The sequence below is a fragment of the Stenotrophomonas sp. YAU14D1_LEIMI4_1 genome (assembly GCF_003086815.1).
In the GTDB taxonomy this organism is placed as follows: Bacteria; Pseudomonadota; Gammaproteobacteria; order Xanthomonadales; family Xanthomonadaceae; genus Stenotrophomonas.
This window is the reverse complement of the sequence record NZ_CP025997.1, coordinates 3,531,021-3,551,159: the sequence shown is the minus strand read 5'-3', so window position 1 is coordinate 3,551,159 and position 20,139 is coordinate 3,531,021. Positions and strand designations below refer to the sequence as shown.

At 68.6% G+C, this 20,139-nt stretch carries 17 protein-coding genes; 9 read left to right on the top strand and 8 right to left on the bottom strand.

The window, feature by feature from the left end; genetic code table 11:
- Positions 1-253: 253 nt before the first annotated feature.
- Positions 254-1,684: a GGDEF domain-containing protein gene (locus tag C1932_RS16365; RefSeq protein WP_108762870.1), complete on the top strand. Its 1,431-nt coding sequence runs from the start codon at positions 254-256 to the stop codon at positions 1,682-1,684.
- 69 nt (positions 1,685-1,753) lie between these two features.
- Here C1932_RS16365 and C1932_RS16360 read toward each other — a convergent pair whose 3' ends face one another.
- Positions 1,754-2,194 carry a universal stress protein gene (locus C1932_RS16360; RefSeq protein WP_108762869.1) on the bottom strand — a complete coding sequence of 147 codons (441 nt, stop codon included), beginning with the start codon at positions 2,192-2,194 and terminating at the stop codon, positions 1,754-1,756.
- A 142-nt stretch (positions 2,195-2,336) separates the two neighbouring features.
- Here C1932_RS16360 and C1932_RS16355 point away from each other — a divergent pair, with 142 nt between their 5' ends.
- The 4 genes from C1932_RS16355 (at position 2,337) to C1932_RS16340 (ending at position 7,464) form a co-directional block, all read left to right on the top strand.
- On the top strand, positions 2,337-3,245 hold the full coding sequence (locus tag C1932_RS16355) for a LysR family transcriptional regulator (protein WP_108757134.1): 909 nt from the start codon (positions 2,337-2,339) through the stop codon (positions 3,243-3,245).
- A 234-nt stretch (positions 3,246-3,479) separates the two neighbouring features.
- The gene (locus tag C1932_RS16350) at positions 3,480-4,994 is read left to right on the top strand and encodes an MFS transporter (RefSeq protein WP_108762868.1); all 1,515 of its coding nucleotides are present in this window, start codon (positions 3,480-3,482) and stop codon (positions 4,992-4,994) included.
- A gap of 23 nt (positions 4,995-5,017) precedes the next feature.
- Positions 5,018-6,055 (top strand): HlyD family secretion protein, encoded by a 1,038-nt coding sequence (locus tag C1932_RS16345; RefSeq protein ID WP_108762867.1) that lies wholly within the window; start codon positions 5,018-5,020, stop codon positions 6,053-6,055.
- A complete protein-coding gene (locus C1932_RS16340) occupies positions 6,052-7,464 on the top strand; it encodes an efflux transporter outer membrane subunit (RefSeq protein ID WP_108762866.1) in 1,413 nt (470 codons plus the stop codon). Before C1932_RS16345 ends, C1932_RS16340 begins: the two co-directional genes overlap by 4 nt.
- Before the next feature lie 151 nt (positions 7,465-7,615).
- On the opposite strand, the gene C1932_RS16335 is transcribed toward C1932_RS16340, so the two are convergent.
- The 5 genes from C1932_RS16335 to C1932_RS16315 form a co-directional block, all read right to left on the bottom strand.
- On the bottom strand, positions 7,616-7,954 hold the full coding sequence (locus C1932_RS16335) for a hypothetical protein (protein WP_108757130.1): 339 nt from the start codon (positions 7,952-7,954) through the stop codon (positions 7,616-7,618).
- Between the two features lie 68 nt (positions 7,955-8,022).
- A complete protein-coding gene (locus C1932_RS16330; RefSeq protein WP_108750563.1) occupies positions 8,023-8,964 on the bottom strand; it encodes a DegV family protein in 942 nt (313 codons plus the stop codon).
- Between the two features lie 93 nt (positions 8,965-9,057).
- The gene (locus C1932_RS16325) at positions 9,058-9,690 is read right to left on the bottom strand and encodes a 2-hydroxychromene-2-carboxylate isomerase (RefSeq protein WP_108762865.1); all 633 of its coding nucleotides are present in this window, start codon (positions 9,688-9,690) and stop codon (positions 9,058-9,060) included.
- Positions 9,691-9,695: 5 nt separating this feature from the next.
- On the bottom strand, positions 9,696-10,967 hold the full coding sequence (locus tag C1932_RS16320; RefSeq protein WP_108762864.1) for an amidohydrolase family protein: 1,272 nt from the start codon (positions 10,965-10,967) through the stop codon (positions 9,696-9,698).
- On the bottom strand, positions 10,967-12,376 hold the full coding sequence (locus C1932_RS16315) for an amidohydrolase (RefSeq protein WP_108762863.1): 1,410 nt from the start codon (positions 12,374-12,376) through the stop codon (positions 10,967-10,969). The genes C1932_RS16320 and C1932_RS16315 overlap by 1 nt, the downstream gene beginning before the upstream one ends.
- A gap of 265 nt (positions 12,377-12,641) precedes the next feature.
- Here C1932_RS16315 and C1932_RS16310 point away from each other — a divergent pair, with 265 nt between their 5' ends.
- The 3 genes from C1932_RS16310 (at position 12,642) to C1932_RS16300 (ending at position 17,508) form a co-directional block, all read left to right on the top strand.
- On the top strand, positions 12,642-16,028 hold the full coding sequence (locus C1932_RS16310) for an autotransporter serine protease (protein ID WP_108762862.1): 3,387 nt from the start codon (positions 12,642-12,644) through the stop codon (positions 16,026-16,028).
- Positions 16,029-16,147: 119 nt separating this feature from the next.
- Positions 16,148-16,924: an AMP nucleosidase gene (locus C1932_RS16305; protein ID WP_108754113.1), complete on the top strand. Its 777-nt coding sequence runs from the start codon at positions 16,148-16,150 to the stop codon at positions 16,922-16,924.
- 44 nt (positions 16,925-16,968) lie between these two features.
- The gene (locus C1932_RS16300; RefSeq protein ID WP_108750569.1) at positions 16,969-17,508 is read left to right on the top strand and encodes a DUF924 family protein; all 540 of its coding nucleotides are present in this window, start codon (positions 16,969-16,971) and stop codon (positions 17,506-17,508) included.
- A gap of 109 nt (positions 17,509-17,617) precedes the next feature.
- Here C1932_RS16300 and grxD read toward each other — a convergent pair whose 3' ends face one another.
- The gene (grxD, locus tag C1932_RS16295; RefSeq protein ID WP_108754112.1) at positions 17,618-18,544 is read right to left on the bottom strand and encodes a Grx4 family monothiol glutaredoxin; all 927 of its coding nucleotides are present in this window, start codon (positions 18,542-18,544) and stop codon (positions 17,618-17,620) included.
- Between the two features lie 59 nt (positions 18,545-18,603).
- Between grxD and C1932_RS16290 the strand changes: the two genes are divergently transcribed.
- Positions 18,604-19,383 carry a polysaccharide deacetylase family protein gene (locus tag C1932_RS16290; protein ID WP_108762861.1) on the top strand — a complete coding sequence of 260 codons (780 nt, stop codon included), beginning with the start codon at positions 18,604-18,606 and terminating at the stop codon, positions 19,381-19,383.
- A gap of 45 nt (positions 19,384-19,428) precedes the next feature.
- Here C1932_RS16290 and C1932_RS16285 read toward each other — a convergent pair whose 3' ends face one another.
- Positions 19,429-20,139 (bottom strand): class I SAM-dependent methyltransferase, encoded by a 711-nt coding sequence (locus tag C1932_RS16285; RefSeq protein WP_108762860.1) that lies wholly within the window; start codon positions 20,137-20,139, stop codon positions 19,429-19,431.

Genomic DNA, 20,139 nt, shown 5'->3' with positions numbered 1-20,139 from the left:
AGCGCGGCGGGGGAGATGCGAACGCGGCGGTGCTGAGGCGTAGAGTCGAGCTTGCTCGACTGGCGTGGAAAATCAGTCGAGCAAGCTCGACTCTACCGAAGCGGGGAAGTCGAGCAAGCTCGACTCTACCCAAGCGGGGCAGTCGAGCAAGCTCGACTCCACCCGGTGCGGCCGGGTTTTCTGCAGTCGATCACGCCCCGCTGGCGGGGCAACGCGCTATCGTGCGCACAGACGGCTTGCCGATGGGGGATCCATGCCGGTAGTGCTTGCGCTGCTGTACGTGCTCTGCCACGGGGTGGTCGTGGCGTTCTGGCCGGGGCCGGCCGGGGAAGGTTCGTTCGTGTTCCTGACCGCCGCACCGGTGTTGGCGGCGATGGCCTGCCTGTGGCGCGCGCGGCGTGACAGGGCGGCGCTGGGCTGGCGGGCCACCGCATTGGCGCTGCTGCTGTGGGCCGGCGGCATGGCGGTGAACATGGCCGACGCGATCGGTGCCGGGCGTGCCGATCTGACCCCGCGGGTCAGCCTGCTGCTGTATGTGATCTACGGCGTGCCGCTGGTGTTCATCCTGGCCCGCGCCCGTCGCGAGCGCTGGACCATCAGCACCATCGACGGCCTGATGGCGGCGCTGCTGGGGGTGCTGTTCTTCGTGCACACCCTGTCCTTCGCCGACCGCATCAACGTCGATGACACGGCCATGGCCAACATGCGCCGCATGTTCGACATCCAGAACCTGTGCATTGCCGCCTTTGCCTGCGTGCGCTGGCTGGCCGGCGACGTGCCCGAACGGCGCAGCTTCTTCCGCGCGCTGGCGCTGTATGCGCTGCTCTATCTGGGCGTGGCGTATTACATCAACCATTTCACCGCCGAACAGTCCTTCGGCGCCTACAACGATCTGCTGATCGACGTGCCGTTCCTGCTGCTGGCGGTGCTGGCCCTGCGCCAGGCGCCGGCCCCCGGCGGCGTGCTGCATCCGCGCCTGTCGCGGCTGGTCCAGGCCGGTGGACCGATGATACTGCCGCTGCTGCTGCTGGTGGTCGGGGCGCTGGTGGTGGACCACGCGCGCCCGCTGGCACTGGCCGGCTTCGTTGTCGCTACGCTGGGTTTCAGCCTGCGCAGCACACTGCTGCAGATCGACCTGCTGGAAGCGCAGGCAAGGCTGGACCAGCTGGCGCGGCAGGACGGCCTGACCGGCGTAGCCAATCGCCGCCAGTTCGATGCGGCGCTGGCCAGCGAGTGGAACCGGGCCCGTCGCAGTGGCAGCGAAGTGGGCCTGCTGCTGGTGGACATCGACCATTTCAAAGCGTTCAACGACCAGCACGGTCACCCCGCTGGCGACCGCTGCCTGCAGGGCGTGGCCGCGGTGCTGCAGGCCACCGCCAACCGCGCGGCCGACACCGTGGCGCGCTATGGCGGCGAAGAATTCGCGGTGATCGTGCCCGGCACCAGCGTGGAGGGCGTGCTGGCGCTGGCCGAGCGCCTGCGCGTGGCAGTGCAGGCGCTGCAGCTGCCGGAAGGGCGGGTCAGCATCAGCGTGGGGGTGGGGTTCGCCCATCCGCCGGTGATGGCCACGGCCGAACAGTTGCTGGCCCATGCCGATGCGGGCCTGTACGCGGCCAAGCGGGGCGGCCGCAACCAAGTGGCCGCGCTGCCGTCCGGGCCGATGGGCTTCAGCTTCGCCCGGTAGTGGCCAACCTTGGTTGGCCGTCGTTTCCGGAAGTGCCAACCAAGGTTGGCACCTACCAGAGCGGGCCGGTCAACCGCCGCGCGTTTCCACCAGCACCGGGCACGGTGCGTGGTCCAGCGTCCACTGCGCGACCGAGCTGTCGAGCAGGCGCTGCAGGCGCGACAGGTGGCGATGGCCGATGACGATCAGATCGGCGCCAAGCTCGCGGGCCTGGGCGCTGATCACTTCGCCCGGGTCCCCGGCCGGCAGCAGCGAGCGCGCATCCACGCCGCGTTCGCGCAGCTGCGCCGTGGCGTCCTGCAGCAGGCCTTCGGCCTTGGCGCGCTGGCGGGCGGCCGCCGGGTACTCGCGGCGGTCGGCGTCGGTGGCGTCAGCGGGCAGGGCGAACTCGGGATCGAGCACACACAGCAGGTGTACAAGGCTGCGCGGCCCAGCGACGTGGGCGACCAGGTCCAGCAGCGGGTCGTGCTGGCGGCCGCCATCGAGGGCGACCAGCAGGGTGGTGAACATGGGGAGGGCTCCTTGGCAGGCGCTGATGGTCGCCCATGCCGCAGCGCGCACCCATGCCGTGCGGCGCAGGCATTGCATGCAGCAGATGCAATCGACGTCGGGCTGAAGTGTCGTAGAGTCATTCCATCTGTTGGAGACTGCCATGCCCCTGCCGGACCTGAACCTGCTGCTGGCCCTGGACGTCCTGCTGGACGAAGGCAGTGTCGCCGGGGCTGCGCGGCGCATGAACCTGAGCGCGCCGGCGATGAGCCGCACCCTGGGGCGGATCCGCGAGGCGCTGGGCGACCCGGTGCTGGTGCGCGCCGGCCGTGGGCTGGCGCCGACCCCGCGCGCGCTGGAGCTGCGCGAGCAGGTGCGTGATGTGATCGAGCAGGCGCACCGGGTGTTCAACGACGGTCGCGAAGTGGACATGCTGACCCTGGAGCACACCTTCAGCATCCGCGCCAACGATGTGTTCATCGGCAGCTACGGCGGCCGCCTGCGCGAGGTGTTCCGCCAGCAGGCGCCCGGTTGCACCCTGCGCTTCATGCCCGAAGGCGATACCGACGATGACGCGATGGTGCAGGGGCGGATCGACCTGTACATCAGCACCGCCGGCAAGCACACGCAGGAAACCAAGGTGCAGAACCTGTTCACCACGGCATTGCTCGGCGCGGCGCGCGAGGATCATCCGCTGTTCGACGGGGATATCACCGCTGAGCGGTTTGCCGCCTGCGATCACATTGCCGTCTCGCGGCGTGGCATCGCCCATGGGCCGATCGATGACGAACTGGCGCAGATGGGCCTGCGCCGACGGGTGGCGATGGTCATTCCCACCTTCCATGGCGCGATCTTTGCGGCGGCCGCTTCGGACCTGGTATTGCCGCAGATGCCGAGCGTGATGCTCGATCGCATCACCTACATGGGGCTGCCACTGCGCATGTTCCCGCTGCCGGTGTCGGTGCGCACCGTGGCCCTGGTGCAGGCCTGGCACCCGCGCATGGACAACGACCCGGCGCACCGCTGGCTGCGCCGCGCGATCAAGAGCATGTGCGACGCCGACGCCCTGTAGAGTCGAGCTTGCTCGACTGCTTTCGCCTGATCCCGCGCACGGCAGTCGAGCAAGCTCGACTCTACGAAGCATGGGCACCATCGATCTGTCCTACCGTGCGTTGCACGCACGACTGGCATCGCACCCACGCCATTTTTCGCAGTAGTGGGCCTGCCTAGACTGCGCTCCCCACCTTCACGGAGCGCACGCCATGTCGCTTCACCTGCCGTGCGCTGCACTGATCGAGTCGCGCCGATGAGCGCGGTCACCTTGCCCAGCACGCCCGCTGCGCCCGTTCCCGCCGCCTTCGATCGCCGCATCGTGGTGGGCCTGTGCGGCGTACTGCTGGTCGTGCTGCTGTCGGGCTTCAACGAAAACGTCACCAAGGTCGCGCTGGCCGACATCCGCGGTGCGATGGGTTTCAGCGTGGATGAAGGCAACTGGATCACTGGCATCTACAGCGCCATGTCGGTCAGCGCCATGGCGTTCGCGCCGTGGTGCGCGGTGACCTTCTCGCTGCGCCGATTCGGCCTGGTGATGATCGCGGCCTTCATGCTGCTGGGCGTGTTGTGCCCGCTGGCGCCGAACCTGCCGTCGTTCCTGCTGCTGCGTGCGCTGCAGGGCCTGGCCGGCGGTGCGCTGCCGCCGCTGCTGATGAGCGTGGCGCTGCGCTTCCTGCCGCCGGGTATCAAGCTGTACGGCCTGGCCGGCTATGCGCTCACTGCAACGTTCGGGCCCAGCATGGGCACGCCCCTGGCGGCGCTGTGGGTCGAGCATGCGGGGTGGCAGTTCGCGTTCTGGCAGATCGTGCCGTTCTGCGTGGCCGGCCTGCTGATGGTGGGCTGGGGCCTGCCGCAGGACCCGCTGCGGCTGGAACGCTTTGCCCAGTTCAACGGCGTGGGCCTGGCCCTTGGGTTTCCGGCGCTGGTGATGCTGGTGCTGGGGCTGACCCAGGGCGCGCGCCTGGGCTGGTTCGATTCGCCGCTGATCACCGCGTTGCTGGGCGGCGGCGCGGGCCTGCTGGTGCTGTTCTTCGTCAACGAATGGTTCCACCCGCTGCCATTCTTCAAGCTGCAGTTGCTGGCCCATCGCAACCTCAGCTATGCGCTGGTGACCTGCATGGGCGTGCTGTTCGTGCTGCTGGCGGTGATCTCCATCCCGTCTGGCTTCTTGGCCAGCGTGCAGGGCTACCGTCCGCTGCAGACTGCACCGATGTTGCTGTGGGTGGCGCTGCCACAGGCGCTCGCATTGCCCCTGGTGGCCACCCTGATGAACCAGCGTGCGGTGGATTGCCGCTGGGTGCAGGCGGCCGGACTGCTGCTGCTGGCAGTGGCGTGCCTGCTGGGCGCGCAGCTGGACGTGCAATGGAACCGCGACAACTTCCTGTGGGTGCAGCTGCTGCAGGTGGTGGCGCAGCCGATGGCGGTGCTGCCGTTGCTGCTGCTGGCCACCACCGGCTTGGCGCCGCAGGACGGCCCGTATGCCTCGGCCTGGTTCAACACCGTCAAAGGCTTCTCTGCGGTGTTCGCCGGGGGCGTGCTCGATGCGGTCGGGCAGTCTCGCCGCCACCTCCATTCCACCGCGCTGGTCGACCACCTGGGCAACCAGCCGTGGTTGCCGGCCAGTGCCGATCTGCCCGCGCGCCTGCACGCCCAAGTGCAGGCACTGACCTCGGCGGACCTGTACTGGCTGGTCGCGCTGGTGGCCCTGGGCTGCCTGCCGCTGCTGCCGTGGGCCACCCGTGTCCATCCGCCACGTGCCGTGGCCTGACTCCCTTTCGCAAGGAACCCTCCATGACCGTCAACAAGACAACCCTCAACACCGGCCTGGCGCTGGGCGTGCTGGCCCTGGCCATCGGCGGCTGGCTGCTGCTGCGCGATGGCCGCTACCAGCGCACCGACAACGCCTACGTCAATGCGGATTTCACCGTGGTTGCGCCGAAAGTGGCCGGCTTCGTCAGCAGCGTCGAGGTGCAGGACAACCAGACAGTGAAGGCCGGCGACGTGCTGGCCCGCATCGATGACCGCGACTACCAGGTGGCGCTGCAGGCCGCACGCGCCGACCTGGCCAATGCGCGTGCACAGCTGGCCAATGCGCAGGCGGCGCTCGCCCAGCAGGGCTCGCTGATCGAACAGGCGCGGGCCAGCGTGGATGTCAGTCAATCCGAACTGACCCTGGCCCGTGCCGACCAGCAGCGCTACCGCGCACTGGCCAGCGACGGTGCCGGCACCGTGCAGAACGCGCAGCAGGCGCAGTCGAAGCAGGCCGTGGCCCGTGCCCACCTGCAGCAGGGCCAGGCCGCGCTGAGCACCGCCCGCCAGCGCACCGACATCCTGGCCGCAGGCGTGCAGTCGGCGCAGGCGGCGGTGCAGCGCGCCGAAGCGGCGCAGGCGCGTGCCGAACTGGATCTTTCGCATACCGTACTGAGGGCGCCGATCGATGGCGTGGTCGGTCGGCGTGCGGTACGCGTGGGTGCCTACCTGACCCCGGGCACCGCAGTGGCGGCCGTGGTGCCGCTGCAGCGTGCCTTCGTGGTCGCCAATTTCCAGGAAACGCAGATGACCCGCATGCACGCGGGGCAGCCGGTGGAACTCACTGTGGATGTGTTCCCCGGTACCTCGCTGCGTGGACACGTCGACAGCATCGCGCCCGCCACCGGCGTGACGTTCGCTGCGGTCGCGCCCGAGAACGCCACCGGCAACTTCACCAAGGTGGTGCAGCGCATTCCGGTGAAGATCGTGCTGGAACCGGGCCAGCCGCTGCTGGACCAGCTGCGTGCCGGCATGTCGGTGGAAGCCCGCGTGGACCTGCAGGGCGGGGAGGGCGCATGAGCGCGCGCAAGGTGATGCAGGCCCTGGCCAGCGCGTCGCTGTGCGTGGCACTGGCGGCCTGCACGATGGGCCCGGATTTCGTACGCCCGCAGGCTGCGCTGCCGGCGCAGTGGCAGGGCGAGGCGGTGGCCACCACGGCCATCGACGATGACGCAGCCTGGTGGGCCGGTTTCGATGATCCGCTGCTGGGGCAGCTGGCCCAGCAGGTGCTGCAGTCCAACCTGGATCTGCAGTTGGCCGCCAACCGCGTGCAGCAGAGCCGGGCGGCGCGTGGCATCAGTGCGGCCGATCGCCTGCCGTCGGTGGCGGCCACTGCCAGCGGCGTGCGCGCGCGCAACAGCGAGGTGGGCCTGAGCGATCCTTCCGGCAACGGCGGGCGCGATGACTACGGCCTGTTCCAGGCCGGCATCGGCCTGAGCTGGGAACTGGATCTGTGGGGCCGCGTGCGCCGCAAGGTGGAGGCCGCCGACGCGCGCGTGCAGATGGCTGAAGAAGATGCACATGCGGTGCGCATTGCGCTGCTGGCTGAAACCGCACGCAGCTACCTGCAGCTGCGCGCGACTTCGCAGTTACTGGCGATCACCGAGCACAACCTGGGTATTGCGGCCGACATCCAGCGGCTGACCGAAGCACGCCAGCGGCAAGGCGTCGCTACGACCCTGCAGGTGTCGAGCGCGGCCGCTCAGGTTGCCGCGCTGCAGGCGCGCATCGCCCCGCTGCGGCACCGTCAGTCGCAGCTGCGCAATGCACTGGCATTGCTGCTGGCCAAGCCGCCGCAGGCGCTGGATACCCAGCTGCAGAACGCGCGTGCCGACTGGCCGGCATTGCCTGCCGTCGCGGTGGGCCTGCCCAGTGAACTGGCCGAACGCCGCCCGGACATCCGCCGTGCCGAAGCGGCGCTGCATGCGGCCACGGCGAACATCGGCGTAGCCAAGGCCAGCTTCCTGCCGCGCATCACCTTGAACGGCGATGCCGGGTTCCAGGCAAAACAGCTCGATGACCTGGACGGATGGGATGCCCACCGCTTCAGCATCGGCCCGTCGGTCAGTCTGCCGATCTTCCAGGGCGGGCGGCTGCAGGCCAATCTGGCGCTCAGCCGCCTGCAGCAACAGCAATCAGCGCTGCAGTTCCAGCGCACGGTGCTGCAGGCCTGGCATGAAGTGGACGATGCCATCGATGGCTACGCAGCCGAACAGCAGCGCAGCACGCAGCTGCAGGTGGCGGTGGCGCAGAGCGAAACCGCGCTGGGTGCCGCGCGCCGCCAGTACCAGGCCGGCGTGGTGGATATGCTGGATGTCTTGAGTACCCAGCGCATCGCGCTGGACAACCAGGCCGCGCTGGCCAACAGCCAGGCCACGGCCGCCATCGCCCGGGTGGAGCTGTACCGCGCGCTGGGTGGTGGCTGGTAGCGCGTGGCCAGAGCCGGGCATGAACCCGGTAGTGGCCAACCTTGGTTGGCCGTCGTTCCGATGAGTGCCAACCAAGGTTGGCACCTACCAGAGCGGGGCATGAAGCCGGAAGTGCCAACCAAGGTTGGCACCTACCAGAGCGGTGCGCTGCTTAGCGCACGTCGCGCAGTTCCCAATGGTGGCCGGCCAGCAGGCGCAGGCGCTGCTTGAACACATCGCTGTCGATGCGGGTGGTGGCCACCAGGTTGATGCGCAGGTCCTTCTGTTCGCCGGTCACCGTGGCGTCCGGGTCGGTCACGCCCCACTGCGGTTCCACCGCATCGGGATCCGGCTGCTTGGCCTTCCAGCGTTCGAACAGGGTGCCCGTGCGCAGCGCGTCCTGCAGTTCTTCGGCGAAACCGCCGGCGCTCTGCGAATGGAAGGACAGGTCGGGGTCGTTGCCGCGGGCCTTGGACGGGTCGGGCAGGCTGATGTGGTACTGCGCAGGCATGAGGGTTCTCCTTCAGAGGTGGCAAGGCTGGCACAGCGGCGGTGCAACGCGCGTGTAGGCGCGCGCCGTCAATCGAAGGCGTGCGGGCCGTCGGCGAAGCCCACCGTCACCGCGCCCTTGCCCACGTTCACCATGCCGGTCAGGCTCATCACCGCTTCGTACACGGCCACGCCGTGCGCGGCACAGGTTTCCTTCAGCGCCGCATAGCCGGGCAGGGCACGCAGTTCGTCCAGTTCACCGCCGTAGCTCACGCATACCGTGGGGGTCATCAGGCCGGCACGCACGCGCTTGCCGACCACGCCGAACAGCTTCTGCACCGCATTGTCGAAGCCCTTGATCTTGGCCACCGGGCCGGTTTCGCCGCGGTAACCGTGCAGCACCGGCTTGATGTCCAGTGCGCTGCCCAGTGCGGCGCTGATCAGGCCCACACTGCGGTCGCCCTTGTGCCGGGCACGCGCGCGCATGTAGTACAGATCGCGGGTGACCATGTAGCCGTGCACGTTGCCGGCCAGCGCTTCCAGCCGCTCGCGGATCTGCTGCACGCTGGCGCCGCTGTCGCGCAGGCGCACCGCTTCGATGGCGGTGACCGCCTGCGCGGCGAACAGGTTCTGGGTGTCCAGCACGCGCAGCGCGAACGGCGAATTGAAGCCCGCCGCCTGCCGCACCGGCTTGTAGTCGTTGAGGATGGCGAAGCTGGCCTGCAGCGCGTTGTCGTGGATCGGGCTGCGGGTCTTGGTGATGGTCATGCAGAACACGTGGTCGTAATCGATCACCAGCTGCTGCAGGAACAGATCGCGGATCTGGTTCACGCTGAAGGGAATGGTTTCCGCCTCGGCACCGTGCTCGGCCACGTGCGCGTGCAGGAAGCTGAGCGTGGCCTGCTCATCACGGTGGTCGGCCAGCACCGCTTCGCCAATGCGAACGGTGATCGGCAGCAGCACGATGTTGTGCGCGGCAATGAAGTCCTGCGGCAGGTCGCAGGCCGAATCAACGACGATTCCGATGCGCATCCGGCTCCCCCTCCAGGGCGGTTGTAGGTTCGGAAAGTGTGAAAACTATCTCAAAACCAAGCCGGGCGCGCGAGGGAATTACGCCATGCCTGTTCAGCGATTGCGCTGTACCGCCACTGGAAGCGTTATCACGTGCTGCCATTCCGGCTGCAGCAGCAGGCCGGGGTCGGCCAGCACCGCGGCCATCATCGGGTGCGCATCGTTGCCCCAGAACAGTTCGCCGTCGATGGAAAGGGTCGGCACGCCGAACACGCCGGCGTCGATGGCCGCGTCGGTGTTGCGGCGCAGCTGTTCCTTGATGGCCGGGTCGGCCAGGGCGGCTTCTACGTCATCCACGCCCAGCCGTTGCGCCGGTTCGCGCAGGGCCTGGGCGCTGTCGGCGCTGTTGCCGCCGCGCCAGATCCAGTCGAACAGCACATCCACCGCCTGCGCACTGCCGCCGGCGGCCAGGCACAGGCGCAGCACGGCCAGCGGGTTGAACGGATGCCCCGGTGGGAAGCGCAGTGGTGTGCCTTCGGCCTGCGCGGTCCACAGCAGCTGGCGGTAGATGAAGCGGCGTTTGGCCGGAATCTCGGCCGGCCCCAGGTTGCCCAGGTGGTGCAGGATCGCGCCGAAGGCGATCGGCACCGGCTGGATGCGCGTGAACTGCGGCAACTGCTTCAGCTTCTGCCAATGCAGGTAGGAATAGGGCGAAACGAAGTCGAAGTACCAGCGCAGGGTGGCCATCGGTGTTATCTCGGTCGGGGCTGGGTGGCGCGCTGCAGGTAGCGGTCACGCAGTTCGGTCTGGCGCGAGCGCATGGGCATGGCGCGGCCGCCCAGCCAGACCTGTTCGGCATAGTGCGCCACATCCAGCGGGTCGCCTTCCCACAGCACCAGGTCGGCGCGCTTGCCCGGTTCGATGCTGCCGATCTGGTCGGCCACGCCCAGCACCTGCGCCGGTACGCGGGTCAGGCCGGCCAGGCCATCGGCCCAGGGCAGGCCGTTGGCCACCGCATTGCCGGCCAGCTGGCGCATCTTGCGCGCGTTGTGCGAAGCGTCCTCGCGCTGGGCGAAGGCCACCGGCACGCCGGCCCGCTGCAGCCGCGCGGCGTTTTCCAGGCTGGCGCCGATCTGGTCGAAGGTGCTGGGCAGGTTGCCCAGCGCATCCACGAACACCGGCACCTGCGCAGCGGCCAGGTCCGGCCCCAGCTGCCAGGCTTCAGCGCCGCCGGCAATGGCGATCTTCACCTTCTCGCGCGCGGCCCAGCGCAGCAGCTGGCGGATGTCGGCGGCGCGGTCCACCTCCACCACGATGCGGCCCTGGCCACCCAGGTAGCGGGCCAGCGTGCGCCGCCCGGCCGGGGTCAGCAGCGCATGCGGTGAATCGGCCGGGACCTGGCCGCGGGCCTCGTCCACCATCTGCTGCAGCAGCATCCACTGGGCGGCACGCGACTGTCCGGTCAGTTCCGCAGCCGCCGCCCCCAGGCGCAGGTACAAGGCACGTGGGCCGATCGGATCGGCGCTGCCGTCCAACCGCACCACGCCGCCCTGGCCGGCCACGAAGCCGCCGCCGGTATGCGCGCCCAGCGCGGTGAAGCCGATGCCATCCAGGCGTGCCACCGGCACCAGCACCGAGGCCGGGTTGTAGGCCAGGGTGACGTCGAATTCCGGCCGCAACGGCTGTTCGCCGATCTTCAGCGTGCTGTCCACCGTGCTCGATTCACCGGACACTTCCTCAATGCCGATCTCGGTGATGCCACCGAACAGGGCCGGGGTCAGCGGGCGACCGTTGGCCTCCACCACCGTTACCCCGGCCGGTGCAACCAGACTCGGCCCGACCGCGCGGATCAGCCCGCCCTGTACCAGCACGTCGCTGTTCTGCAGGCTGCCGCGCGCGCCGGCGGTATGCACCGTGGCATTGCGCACCAGCAGGTCCTGCGCCGACGCCGTACCGGCCAGCAGCAGCAACAGCGCGGCGGTAGCGCCGGGCCATGGCCGGCGGCGCTTGTTCAACATGCCCATCAGCGCACCTCCTGGCCAAGCTGGAAATCAGAACGCGGCGCGGCCTCGGGCACGCTGCGGTCATACAAGCGCCGCCCATCGATGAACACCTGTTCGGCCAGGGCATAGGAACTGAACGGATTGCCGTTCCACACCACCACGTCGGCCATCTTGCCGGCCTCCAGTGTGCCGGTCTGGCCCTCGATGCCCAACGCCTTGGCCGCATTGGCGGTCATCCAGGTGATCGCCCGTTCGGGGGCGATCGCCGGCATCTGCGCGCGCCGCGCGGCGGCGATCACTTTGGCCGCTTCCTGGTTCAAGCGCTGGATGCCTTCGGGGGAATCGGAATGGACGATGGCGCAGCTGTTCTGCGGCCGGTCCACCAGTGCGATGTTCTCGGCAATGCCATCGAAGGCTTCCATCTTGAAGCCCCACCAGTCGGCCCACAGGGCGCCGCAGACGCCGTCGGCGGCCAGGCGGTCGGCCAGCTTGTAGGCTTCCACGCCATGGTGGAAGGCGGCGACCTTGAAGCCGAATTCCTTGGCCAGGTCGAGCATGGTGGCCATTTCGTCGGCGCGGTAGCAATGGATGTGCACGCGGATATCGCCCTGGATCGCCCCGGCCAGGGTGTCCAGCTTCAGGTCGCGCTTGCCGCCGGCATCACCGGCGCTGTCGCCCTTGTCGCTGCCGAACCAGCCCTTGCGCTTGGCCGGCTTCGGGCTGTTCTTGGCGATGTAGTCGGCGGCATCGATGAAGGCGGCGCGGTAGCCGGCCACGTTGCCCATGCGGGTGCCGGGGGCCACGCCCTTGCCGCCGCCGTAGACGCGCTTGGGGTTTTCGCCGCAGGCCATCTTCAGCCCCCACGGCGCGCCGGGGAATTTCATCGCCTGGTAGGTGGTGGCGGGCACGTTCTTCAGCACCACCCCGCGCCCGCCCACCAGATTGGCCGAACCGGGCAGCACCTGCATGCTGGTCACGCCTCCGGCCAGCGCGGCCTGGAAGCCGGGGTCCTGCGGCCACACCGAATGCTCGGCCCAGACGTTGGCGGTAACCGGTGCGGTCATCTCGTTGCCATCGCTGTGCGCGCTCACACCGGGGCTGGGATAGACACCCAGGTGCGAATGCACGTCGATCAGGCCGGGGGTGACCCACTTGCCCTGCGCATCGATGCGGGTGACGCCCGCATCGGCCTGCAGCTGCGGGCCGACCGCCACGATGCGGCCATCGCGCAGCAGCACGTCGGCATTGTCCAGGCGTTGGCCGGTGCCGGTCAGCACGGTGGCGTTGTGGATCAGCACCGGCGTGCCTGGCTGGGCCCGGTAGGTGCTGGGGTAGGGATCGGCCACGAAGCGCGACGCACCCACGGCCGGCGCCGAAGTCAACGAAACCAGCGCCAGCCCAACCGCGGCGCGCAACACCCTCGATGCCATGCAGATCCCCACACCCCACTCGTGATTCCAGCGACGCTATCTGTCGTCGATGCCACTTGCCAAGTGACCTTGGACAGGGGCCGGAAAGGGTGGGGTAGGAATTTTCCTATACAGAAATTGTGAATCAAGCATTAATTTTTTGTGATACCTGCCGCTATCACCCGGTGGGTTAGCGCGCGCTGATCCGCCGCGAGGGTGTTCTTTCCACTGCTCCATGACGGAGCTGCACCTGAAATATTCCATGGAATCAAGGACGTAACTGCAGATGACTGTCTCCCCGACGTATCGTTCCACCGCTTCCCGCCGCTCCTTCCTCCCGTCCCCCCTGGCCTCGGCCATCGTTGGCTCGCTGCTGATGGCCGCCGCCCTGCCAGCCCTGGCCCAGGACAGCAACGCAGACGCGCTGTTGCGTTACCAGGCCCAGCGCAGCCTGCAGGCCGCGTTCGCCGCACCGGTCCTCACTGCTTCGCCGTCGCTGAAAATCACTGCCGCCGACGTTGAAGTCGATCCGGAACCCATCATGGGCACGCCGGGTGATGCCGCCAGCTGGCGCACCACCGAATTCAACAGCGACTGGGGCCTGCAGGCGATCAACGCCGATGTGGCTTACGCACGCGGCCTGACCGGCACCGGCATCCGCCTGGGCGTGTTCGACAGCGGCACCGGGCTGGAGCACGACGAGTTCGCCGGCAAGGACCACCGCAGCATCCACCTGGCCGACGTGCTGGCCGATGGCAGCCTGTGCGCACGCGAAGTACTGGATGGCCCGGATGCCTGCTTCGCCAGTGACGGTGACCAGGTGGCCGTGTCCTACCAGGTGCTGGATCCGGACTACGCCGCGCTGCTGGAACGCAACGGCTTCTACGAAGGCCTGAGCTACAACATCCACGGCACCCACGTGTCGGGCACCATCGCCGCCAACCGCGATGGCAACGGCACCCACGGCGTGGCTTTCGGCGCCGACCTGAGCGTGGCCCGCCTGTTCTCCAACAGCGCCACCTACCTGTCGGTGGTGAATATCGGCGGCAGCCTGTACCTGGACGAGCAGACCATCGCCGCCATCCAGGCCGATGATTCGATCTACCCGCAGCTGTACGCGCAGATGAACGAACAGGGCGTGCGCGCGATCAACCACAGCTGGGGCCTGGCCAACGAGCCGACCACCGCTGAAGACCTGGACATGTACCAGTCGCACCCGGTGTTCGCCGCCAGTCTGGCCGCGATGGCCGAAGGTTCGCGCAGCAGCGGCCTGATCCAGGTCTGGGCCGCCGGCAACACCGATGCGCCCAACACCTCGCCGGAAGAAGCGCCGATCGCCGGCATGTATGCCTCGCTGCCGCGCGCCATCGCCGACATCGAGCCGTACTGGCTGGCCGTGGTCAACGTCAATGAAGACCTGGAGCTGAGCAACCGCTCGATGCGCTGCGGTCTGGCCGCGAACTGGTGCCTTGCCGCACCGGGTTCGAACATCAATTCGACCGTGTACGGTCCCGACTCGGTGATCGAAGGCGACTTCTACGACGACAACGGCAACCTGGTGGTGGACATCATCAGCCAGACCCCGTCGTCCGATTACCAGGAACTGAGCGGCACCTCCATGGCCGCCCCGCACGTCACCGGCGCGCTGGGCCTGCTGTTCGAGCGCTTCCCGTACCTGGACAGCGCGCAGGTGCGCGACGTGCTGCTGACCACCGCCACCGACCTGGGCGCCGAAGGCGTGGACGATGTCTACGGCTGGGGCCTGATGAACCTGGCCGCAGCCGTGGAAGGCTACGGCTCGCTGCGCGTGGACACCGACGTGGTGATGAACCAGAAGGCCGGCGGCCTGAAGGTGTGGGAAGGCGATGCATGGGACGATTGGACCAATGACATCGGCGGCCCCGGCAAGCTGACCAAGAGCGGCATCGGCTGGCTGCGCCTGAGCGGCGACAACAGCTTCAACGGCGCGGTGGTGCGCGAAGGCGTGCTGGAACTGGACGGCGTGAACACGCTGACCAGCGCCGTGGACGTGACCGGCGGTACCTTCCTGCTCAACGGCACCCTGCAGAACACCGCGCTGAACAGCCTGGGCGGCAACAGCCGCATCACCACCACCGGCGTGCTGGACGGCTCGGACCTGACCGTCACCGGCGGCGTGGTGTCGTTCAACGGCGTGCAGACCGGCGGCAGCACCTTCGTCGGCGAAAAGGGCACGCTGAAGGGCGTGGGCCAGCTGGGTGACACCACCGTGGCCGGCATCATCGCCCCGGGCAACTCCATCGGTACGCTCACCATCAACGGTGACTACGTGCAGACCGCCACCGGCGTGTACCAGGCCGAAGTGGCCCCGGGCAGCCGCAGCGACCAGCTGCACGTGACCGGTACCGCCACCCTGGGCGGCACCCTGGTGGCGCTGCCGGAACCGGGCATCTACTACCTGGGCGAGCAGTTCAACTTCATCCAGGCCGACGGCGGCGTGAACGGTCAGTTCGCCACCACCGATTTCAGCGCCTTCTCGCCCTTCATGCAGTTCAGCCTGGCCTACACCGCCGCTGGCGCGCGCATTGAAGTGACCCGCGGCAACGCGCTGGCCACTTCGGCCACCACCGCCAACCAGCTGGCCGTGGCCACCGTGGCCGACGGCCTGGCGGTCAACCAGGGCCTGCCGCGTCCGCTGACCATGCTGTTCCCGGAACAGGTGGGCAGCGCACTGGACAGCCTGAGCGGCGAACTGCACGCCGCCACCAGCGTGGCCCTGCTGGAAAGCAGCCGCTACGTGCGTGATGCCGCGCTGGCCCGCCGTGCCGGTGCCGCTGCACCGGGTGCCGAAGGCGGCGACGCCACCGGCGTGTGGGTGCAGGCCCTGGCCGGCAGCACCACCCTGGACGGCAACAGCAACACCGCCCGCACCGAAGCCAACAGCAACGGCCTGCTGGTCGGTGCCGACCGCGAGTTCGGCGGCTGGCAGGTGGGCGTGTTGGCCGGTACCGGCCGTACCGACGTGAAGCAGGGCGAAGGCCGCCGTGCCAAGTCGAAGGTGGACAACACCCACTTCGGTGCCTACGCCAGCCACAACTGGGGCGGTTTCGGCCTGCGTGGCGGCCTGGCCTGGAGCGAACACGAGGTGGACAGCACCCGTGAGCTGGCCTTCGCCGGTTACAGCGACACCCTGAGCGCCCGTTACGACGCGCGTACCCGCCAGGCCTTCATCGAAGCGGCCTACCGCTTCGGCGGCCGCGAGGCCGGCCTGGAGCCGTACCTGCAGGTGGCCCGCGTGGAAGTGGACACCAAGCACGTGAACGAGCGTGGCGGTGCCGCGGCCCTGCAGGGTTCGGTGGATGACGTGCGCACCACCCTGGCCACGGCCGGTGTGCGCTTCGACAAGGGCCTGAAGGCTTCGTTCCAGCAGGACAGCTGGTTGCACGTGCGCGGCGCGGTGGCCTATCGCCACGCCAGCGGCGACCGCAACCCGGCCGCCCGCCTGGGCTTTGCCAGCGGCGGTGACAGCTTCGTGGTCAACGGTGCCCCCATCGCCGACAGCGCGGTGGTGGCCGAACTGGGCCTGTCGGCCTGGCTGACCGCCAAGCAGCAGCTGGAACTGGGCTACAGCGGCCAGTTCGGCGACGAAAGCCGCGACCACGGTGCCAACCTGCGCTGGTCGGTGCGCTTCTAAGCCACCGGTTCCCGCAGGGGAATTAGAGGGGGGCGGCCGCAGGGCCGCCCCCTTTCTTTGTGTGGCAGGGCAGGTGCAGCGTTGCCTACAATGGCCCCCCCTGCAGCACCGGACCGGGCATGAAGAGCAAACAGGAAATCGTCGACAACTGGCTGCCACGCTATACCGGCGTGCCGTTGGACCAGTTTGGCGAGCACATCCTGCTGACCAACTTCGGCGGCTACCTGCACACCTTTTCCGAACTGACCGGGGCGCCCATCGTCGGCCTGGACCGGCCCATGGCCAGTGCCACCATCGATGGCATCACCCTGATCAACTTCGGCATGGGCAGCCCCAACGCGGCCATCATCATGGACCTGCTGTCGGCGGTGATGCCCAAGGCGGTGCTGTTCCTGGGCAAGTGTGGCGGCCTGAAGCGCAAGAACGCGCTGGGCGACCTGGTGCTGCCGATCGCCGCCATCCGTGGCGAAGGCACCTCGGGCGACTACCTGCCGCCGGAAGTGCCGGCCTTGCCGGCCTTTGCCCTGCAGCGTGCGGTGTCCACCATGATCCGCGACCTGGGCCACGACTACTGGACCGGCACGGTGTACACCACCAACCGCCGGGTCTGGGAACACGACGAGGCCTTCAAGGAACGGCTGCGGGCCATGCGCTGCATGGCCATCGACATGGAAACGGCCACCGTGTTCGCCGCCGGCTTTGCCAACCACATTCCCAGCGGCGCCCTGCTGCTGGTGTCCGACCAGCCGATGATCCCGGACGGGGTGAAGACCGAGGCCTCCGACGCCAAGGTCAGCTCCCAGTTCGTGGAAAACCATATCCAGATCGGTATCGAGGCGCTTAAGCTTATCCGGCGCAACGGCAAGTCGGTCCGCCACCTGCGCTTTGACGAATGATTGATGACGGCCTGGCGCGGCGCGCGGGGCCCTGGGAGTAGGTGATGGACGTTGCCGCGCAAGTGGTGGAATTCTGGAGCGAGGCCGGTCCGGCCAAGTGGTTCGCGCGCGACGATGCGTTCGACGCGCGTTTCCGCGAGCGCTTCCTGGACGAGCATTACGCCGCCGCAGCGCGTGGCCGCGAACACTGGCTGGGCAGTGCCGAAGGCGCGCTGGCGCTGATGCTGCTGCTGGACCAGTTCCCGCGCAACTGCTTCCGCGGTACCGCCCATTCCTATGCCACCGATGGCCTGGCCCGGCACTACGCCATGCGTGCCATCGAAGAAGGCCTGGACCTGCAGCTGGTGCCCAAGCTGCGCGCCTTCATCTACCTGCCGTTCGAGCATTCCGAAGATCCGTTCGACCAGGATCGTTCGGTGGCCATGTTCGACGTGCTGGGCGACAAGGAATACCTGCAGTACGCCGAACTGCACCGCGACATCATCCGCCGCTTCGGCCGCTTCCCGCACCGCAACGCAGTGCTGGGGCGCATTCCCAGCCCGGAAGAGCTGGACTACCTGGCCGAAGGTGGCTTCGCGGGGTAGACCCACGCCCTGCGTGGATGCAAAAAAACGCCGGCGGATGCCGGCGTTTTCTGTGCTGGGGTCAGATCCCTTTCCGCAGGAAAGGGCTCTGACCCCGTGCCGGCGTCGATCAGTACTTCGGCACGCCGTTGTCCACTTCGTCCGACCAGGCATCGATGCCGCCGGTCACGTTGAAGACCTTGGTGAAGCCCAGGGTGCGGAACTGTTCGGCAGCCTGCGCACTGCGGCCACCGTGGTGGCACAGGAAGGCCAGCGCGGTGTCCTTGGGCAGGGCTTCCAGCTCGGCACGGCCGTTGCCGTCGAAGCTCTTGAACGGCACGCCCACCGCGGCGATCGCGCGTTCGTCGGCCGGGCGCACGTCCACCAGGGTCACGTTGCCGGCGCGCACCAGATCGTCGGCGTCGCGCACGCTGATTTCCTGCACCGGCTTGGGCGCGTTCGGGTTGTCGATGGCCAGGCCCTTGCCGCGGATATCGTCCACCCAGTCGATGGTGATGCCGTCGGCGCGGCGCGCGCTGGACAGATCGAACTGCACGCGCAGACCGTTGGATTCGGCAGCGATGGCGCTGTCGTCATGCGGGGCCAGCTGGAAGTTCGGCTGGAAGCGTGCATCGATGGTCAGCTGCAGCGAGGCACCGGGGGCATCGGCCAGCGCGCCCTTCAGCATTTCCACTGCGGCCGGGGTCACGGTGATGCGCGGCGGCGTGCGGTCCGGTGCGGCCAGGCCCAGCACGCTGCTCAGTTCGCCGCTGGCGGCCATCTGCAGCACGATGTCGCTGCCGCCGACCAGTTCGCCGTCGATGTACAGCTGCGGGATGGTCGGCCAGTCGCCGTAGGCCTTGATGCCTTCACGGATCTCCTGGTCGGCCAGCACGTTCACGTGGGCGAAATCCACGCCCAGATCCTGCAGGGCTCCCACGGCCTTGGCCGAGAAACCGCACTGCGGCATGGACGGCTGGCCCTTCATGAACAGCACGACGCGGTTGGCGTTGAGGAGGGATTCGATGCGCGAACGCAGGGCGGGATCGAGGGACATGGCAGTCGTGGTCCGGGAAATTCGAATCGCTCATTCTACGCCCCATGGCATCATGGGGCATGACCAACGCAGGAACATTGCATCGCATCCCGTCCCGGCCCTGGCGCTGGCTGCCCTGGCTGGTGGCGTCGCAGCTGGCCGTGATCCTGCTCTGGTGGTGGGCTGGATGGGTGTGGGGGTTGCCGTTGATGGCAGCCAGCCACGCGCTGTTCCTGGTGCCGGTGTTCCTGCCCAACAGCCGCTTCTACGCGCCGGTGCTCGACCGCCTGCCGGCCACCGGCAACAGCGTCTGGCTGACCATCGACGACGGCCCCAGCGCCGAGACCCCGGCCGTGCTGGACCTGCTGGATCGCCACCAGGCCAGGGCCACGTTCTTCCTGGTGGGCGAACGCGCATTGGCGCATCCGGCCTTGGTGGCCGAGATCCTGCGCCGCGGCCACGACCTGGGCAACCACAGCCACACCCACCCGCAGACCCGCTTCTGGCGGCTGGGCCCGGCAGCGATGCGGGCCGAGATCGAGGCCTGCCACCATGCCCTGCAGGCGGTCGCCGGCCGGCCCATGCGCTGGTACCGCTCGGTGGTGGGCATGACCAACCCCTTCGTGGCCCCCGCGCTGAAGGCGCTGGGTCTGGTGCGGGTGGGCTGGAGCGCGCGCGGTTTCGACGGCGTGGGCTGCACCCCCGACGGCGTGCTGGCGCGCCTGCTGCCCGATCTGCAGCCCGGTGCCATCGTGCTGCTGCATGAAGGCGCCGCGCACGGGCACAACCTGGCCATCATCGAACGGGTGCTGCAGGTGTTGGACGAGCGTGGCCTGAAGGCCGAACTGCCGGCCGGGTAACGCGCTCGCCGGGCATCCGCGCATGCCGCCGGGCAGGGCCCGGCGCTAGCGCTGGGCCACCAGCAGCCAACTGTTGAACGGTGTGCGCCCATGCAGCGGACGCACCTGGCCGACCTGCAGGCCGCAGTCGGCCAGGGTGGCGCGCAACTGCGCCGGGTCCGGGTAGTGTCGCGGGCGCGTGCCCATCCAACCCACCAGCCAGGCCAGCCGGTCGGCCACCCGGGTGGTACGGTCGCGGCGGTCGCCGGTGGCCAGTGGCGTGCGCAGCAGCAATCGCGCGCCGGGGGCCACGCGCGCGCTGGCGGCCTTCAGCAGCTGCAACTGCGGCTGCGCATCCAGATACTGCAGCACGTCCAGCAGCAGCACGTGGCCGTGTTGTGCCGGCAAGGGTGCCTGCACATCCAGGCAATCGAACTGCACGTCGGCCAGGCCGGCGCCGGCGCGCTGTGCACGGGCGATCTTGGCGGCGTCCACATCCACACCCAGATACGGTGCGCGGCGGCCACGCTGGCGCAGCACATGGGCGAACAGGCCCAGTCCGCAGCCCAGGTCCAGCAGCGGCTGGCCATCGTCGGGCAGGTGCTGCAGCACCCCGTCGTACAACGGATCGCTGCCCAGCTTGCCGCGGGTGTAGTAGTAATCGCGGCGGTTGCCCCAGGCCTGCGCAGGCCGGAAGGCTTCGGCAATCGCCCGCGCCTGTGCGGCATCGAGCGGTGAACAGTGCAGCGGTGTGCCGTTCCGTGGCGTGCCGTCCAT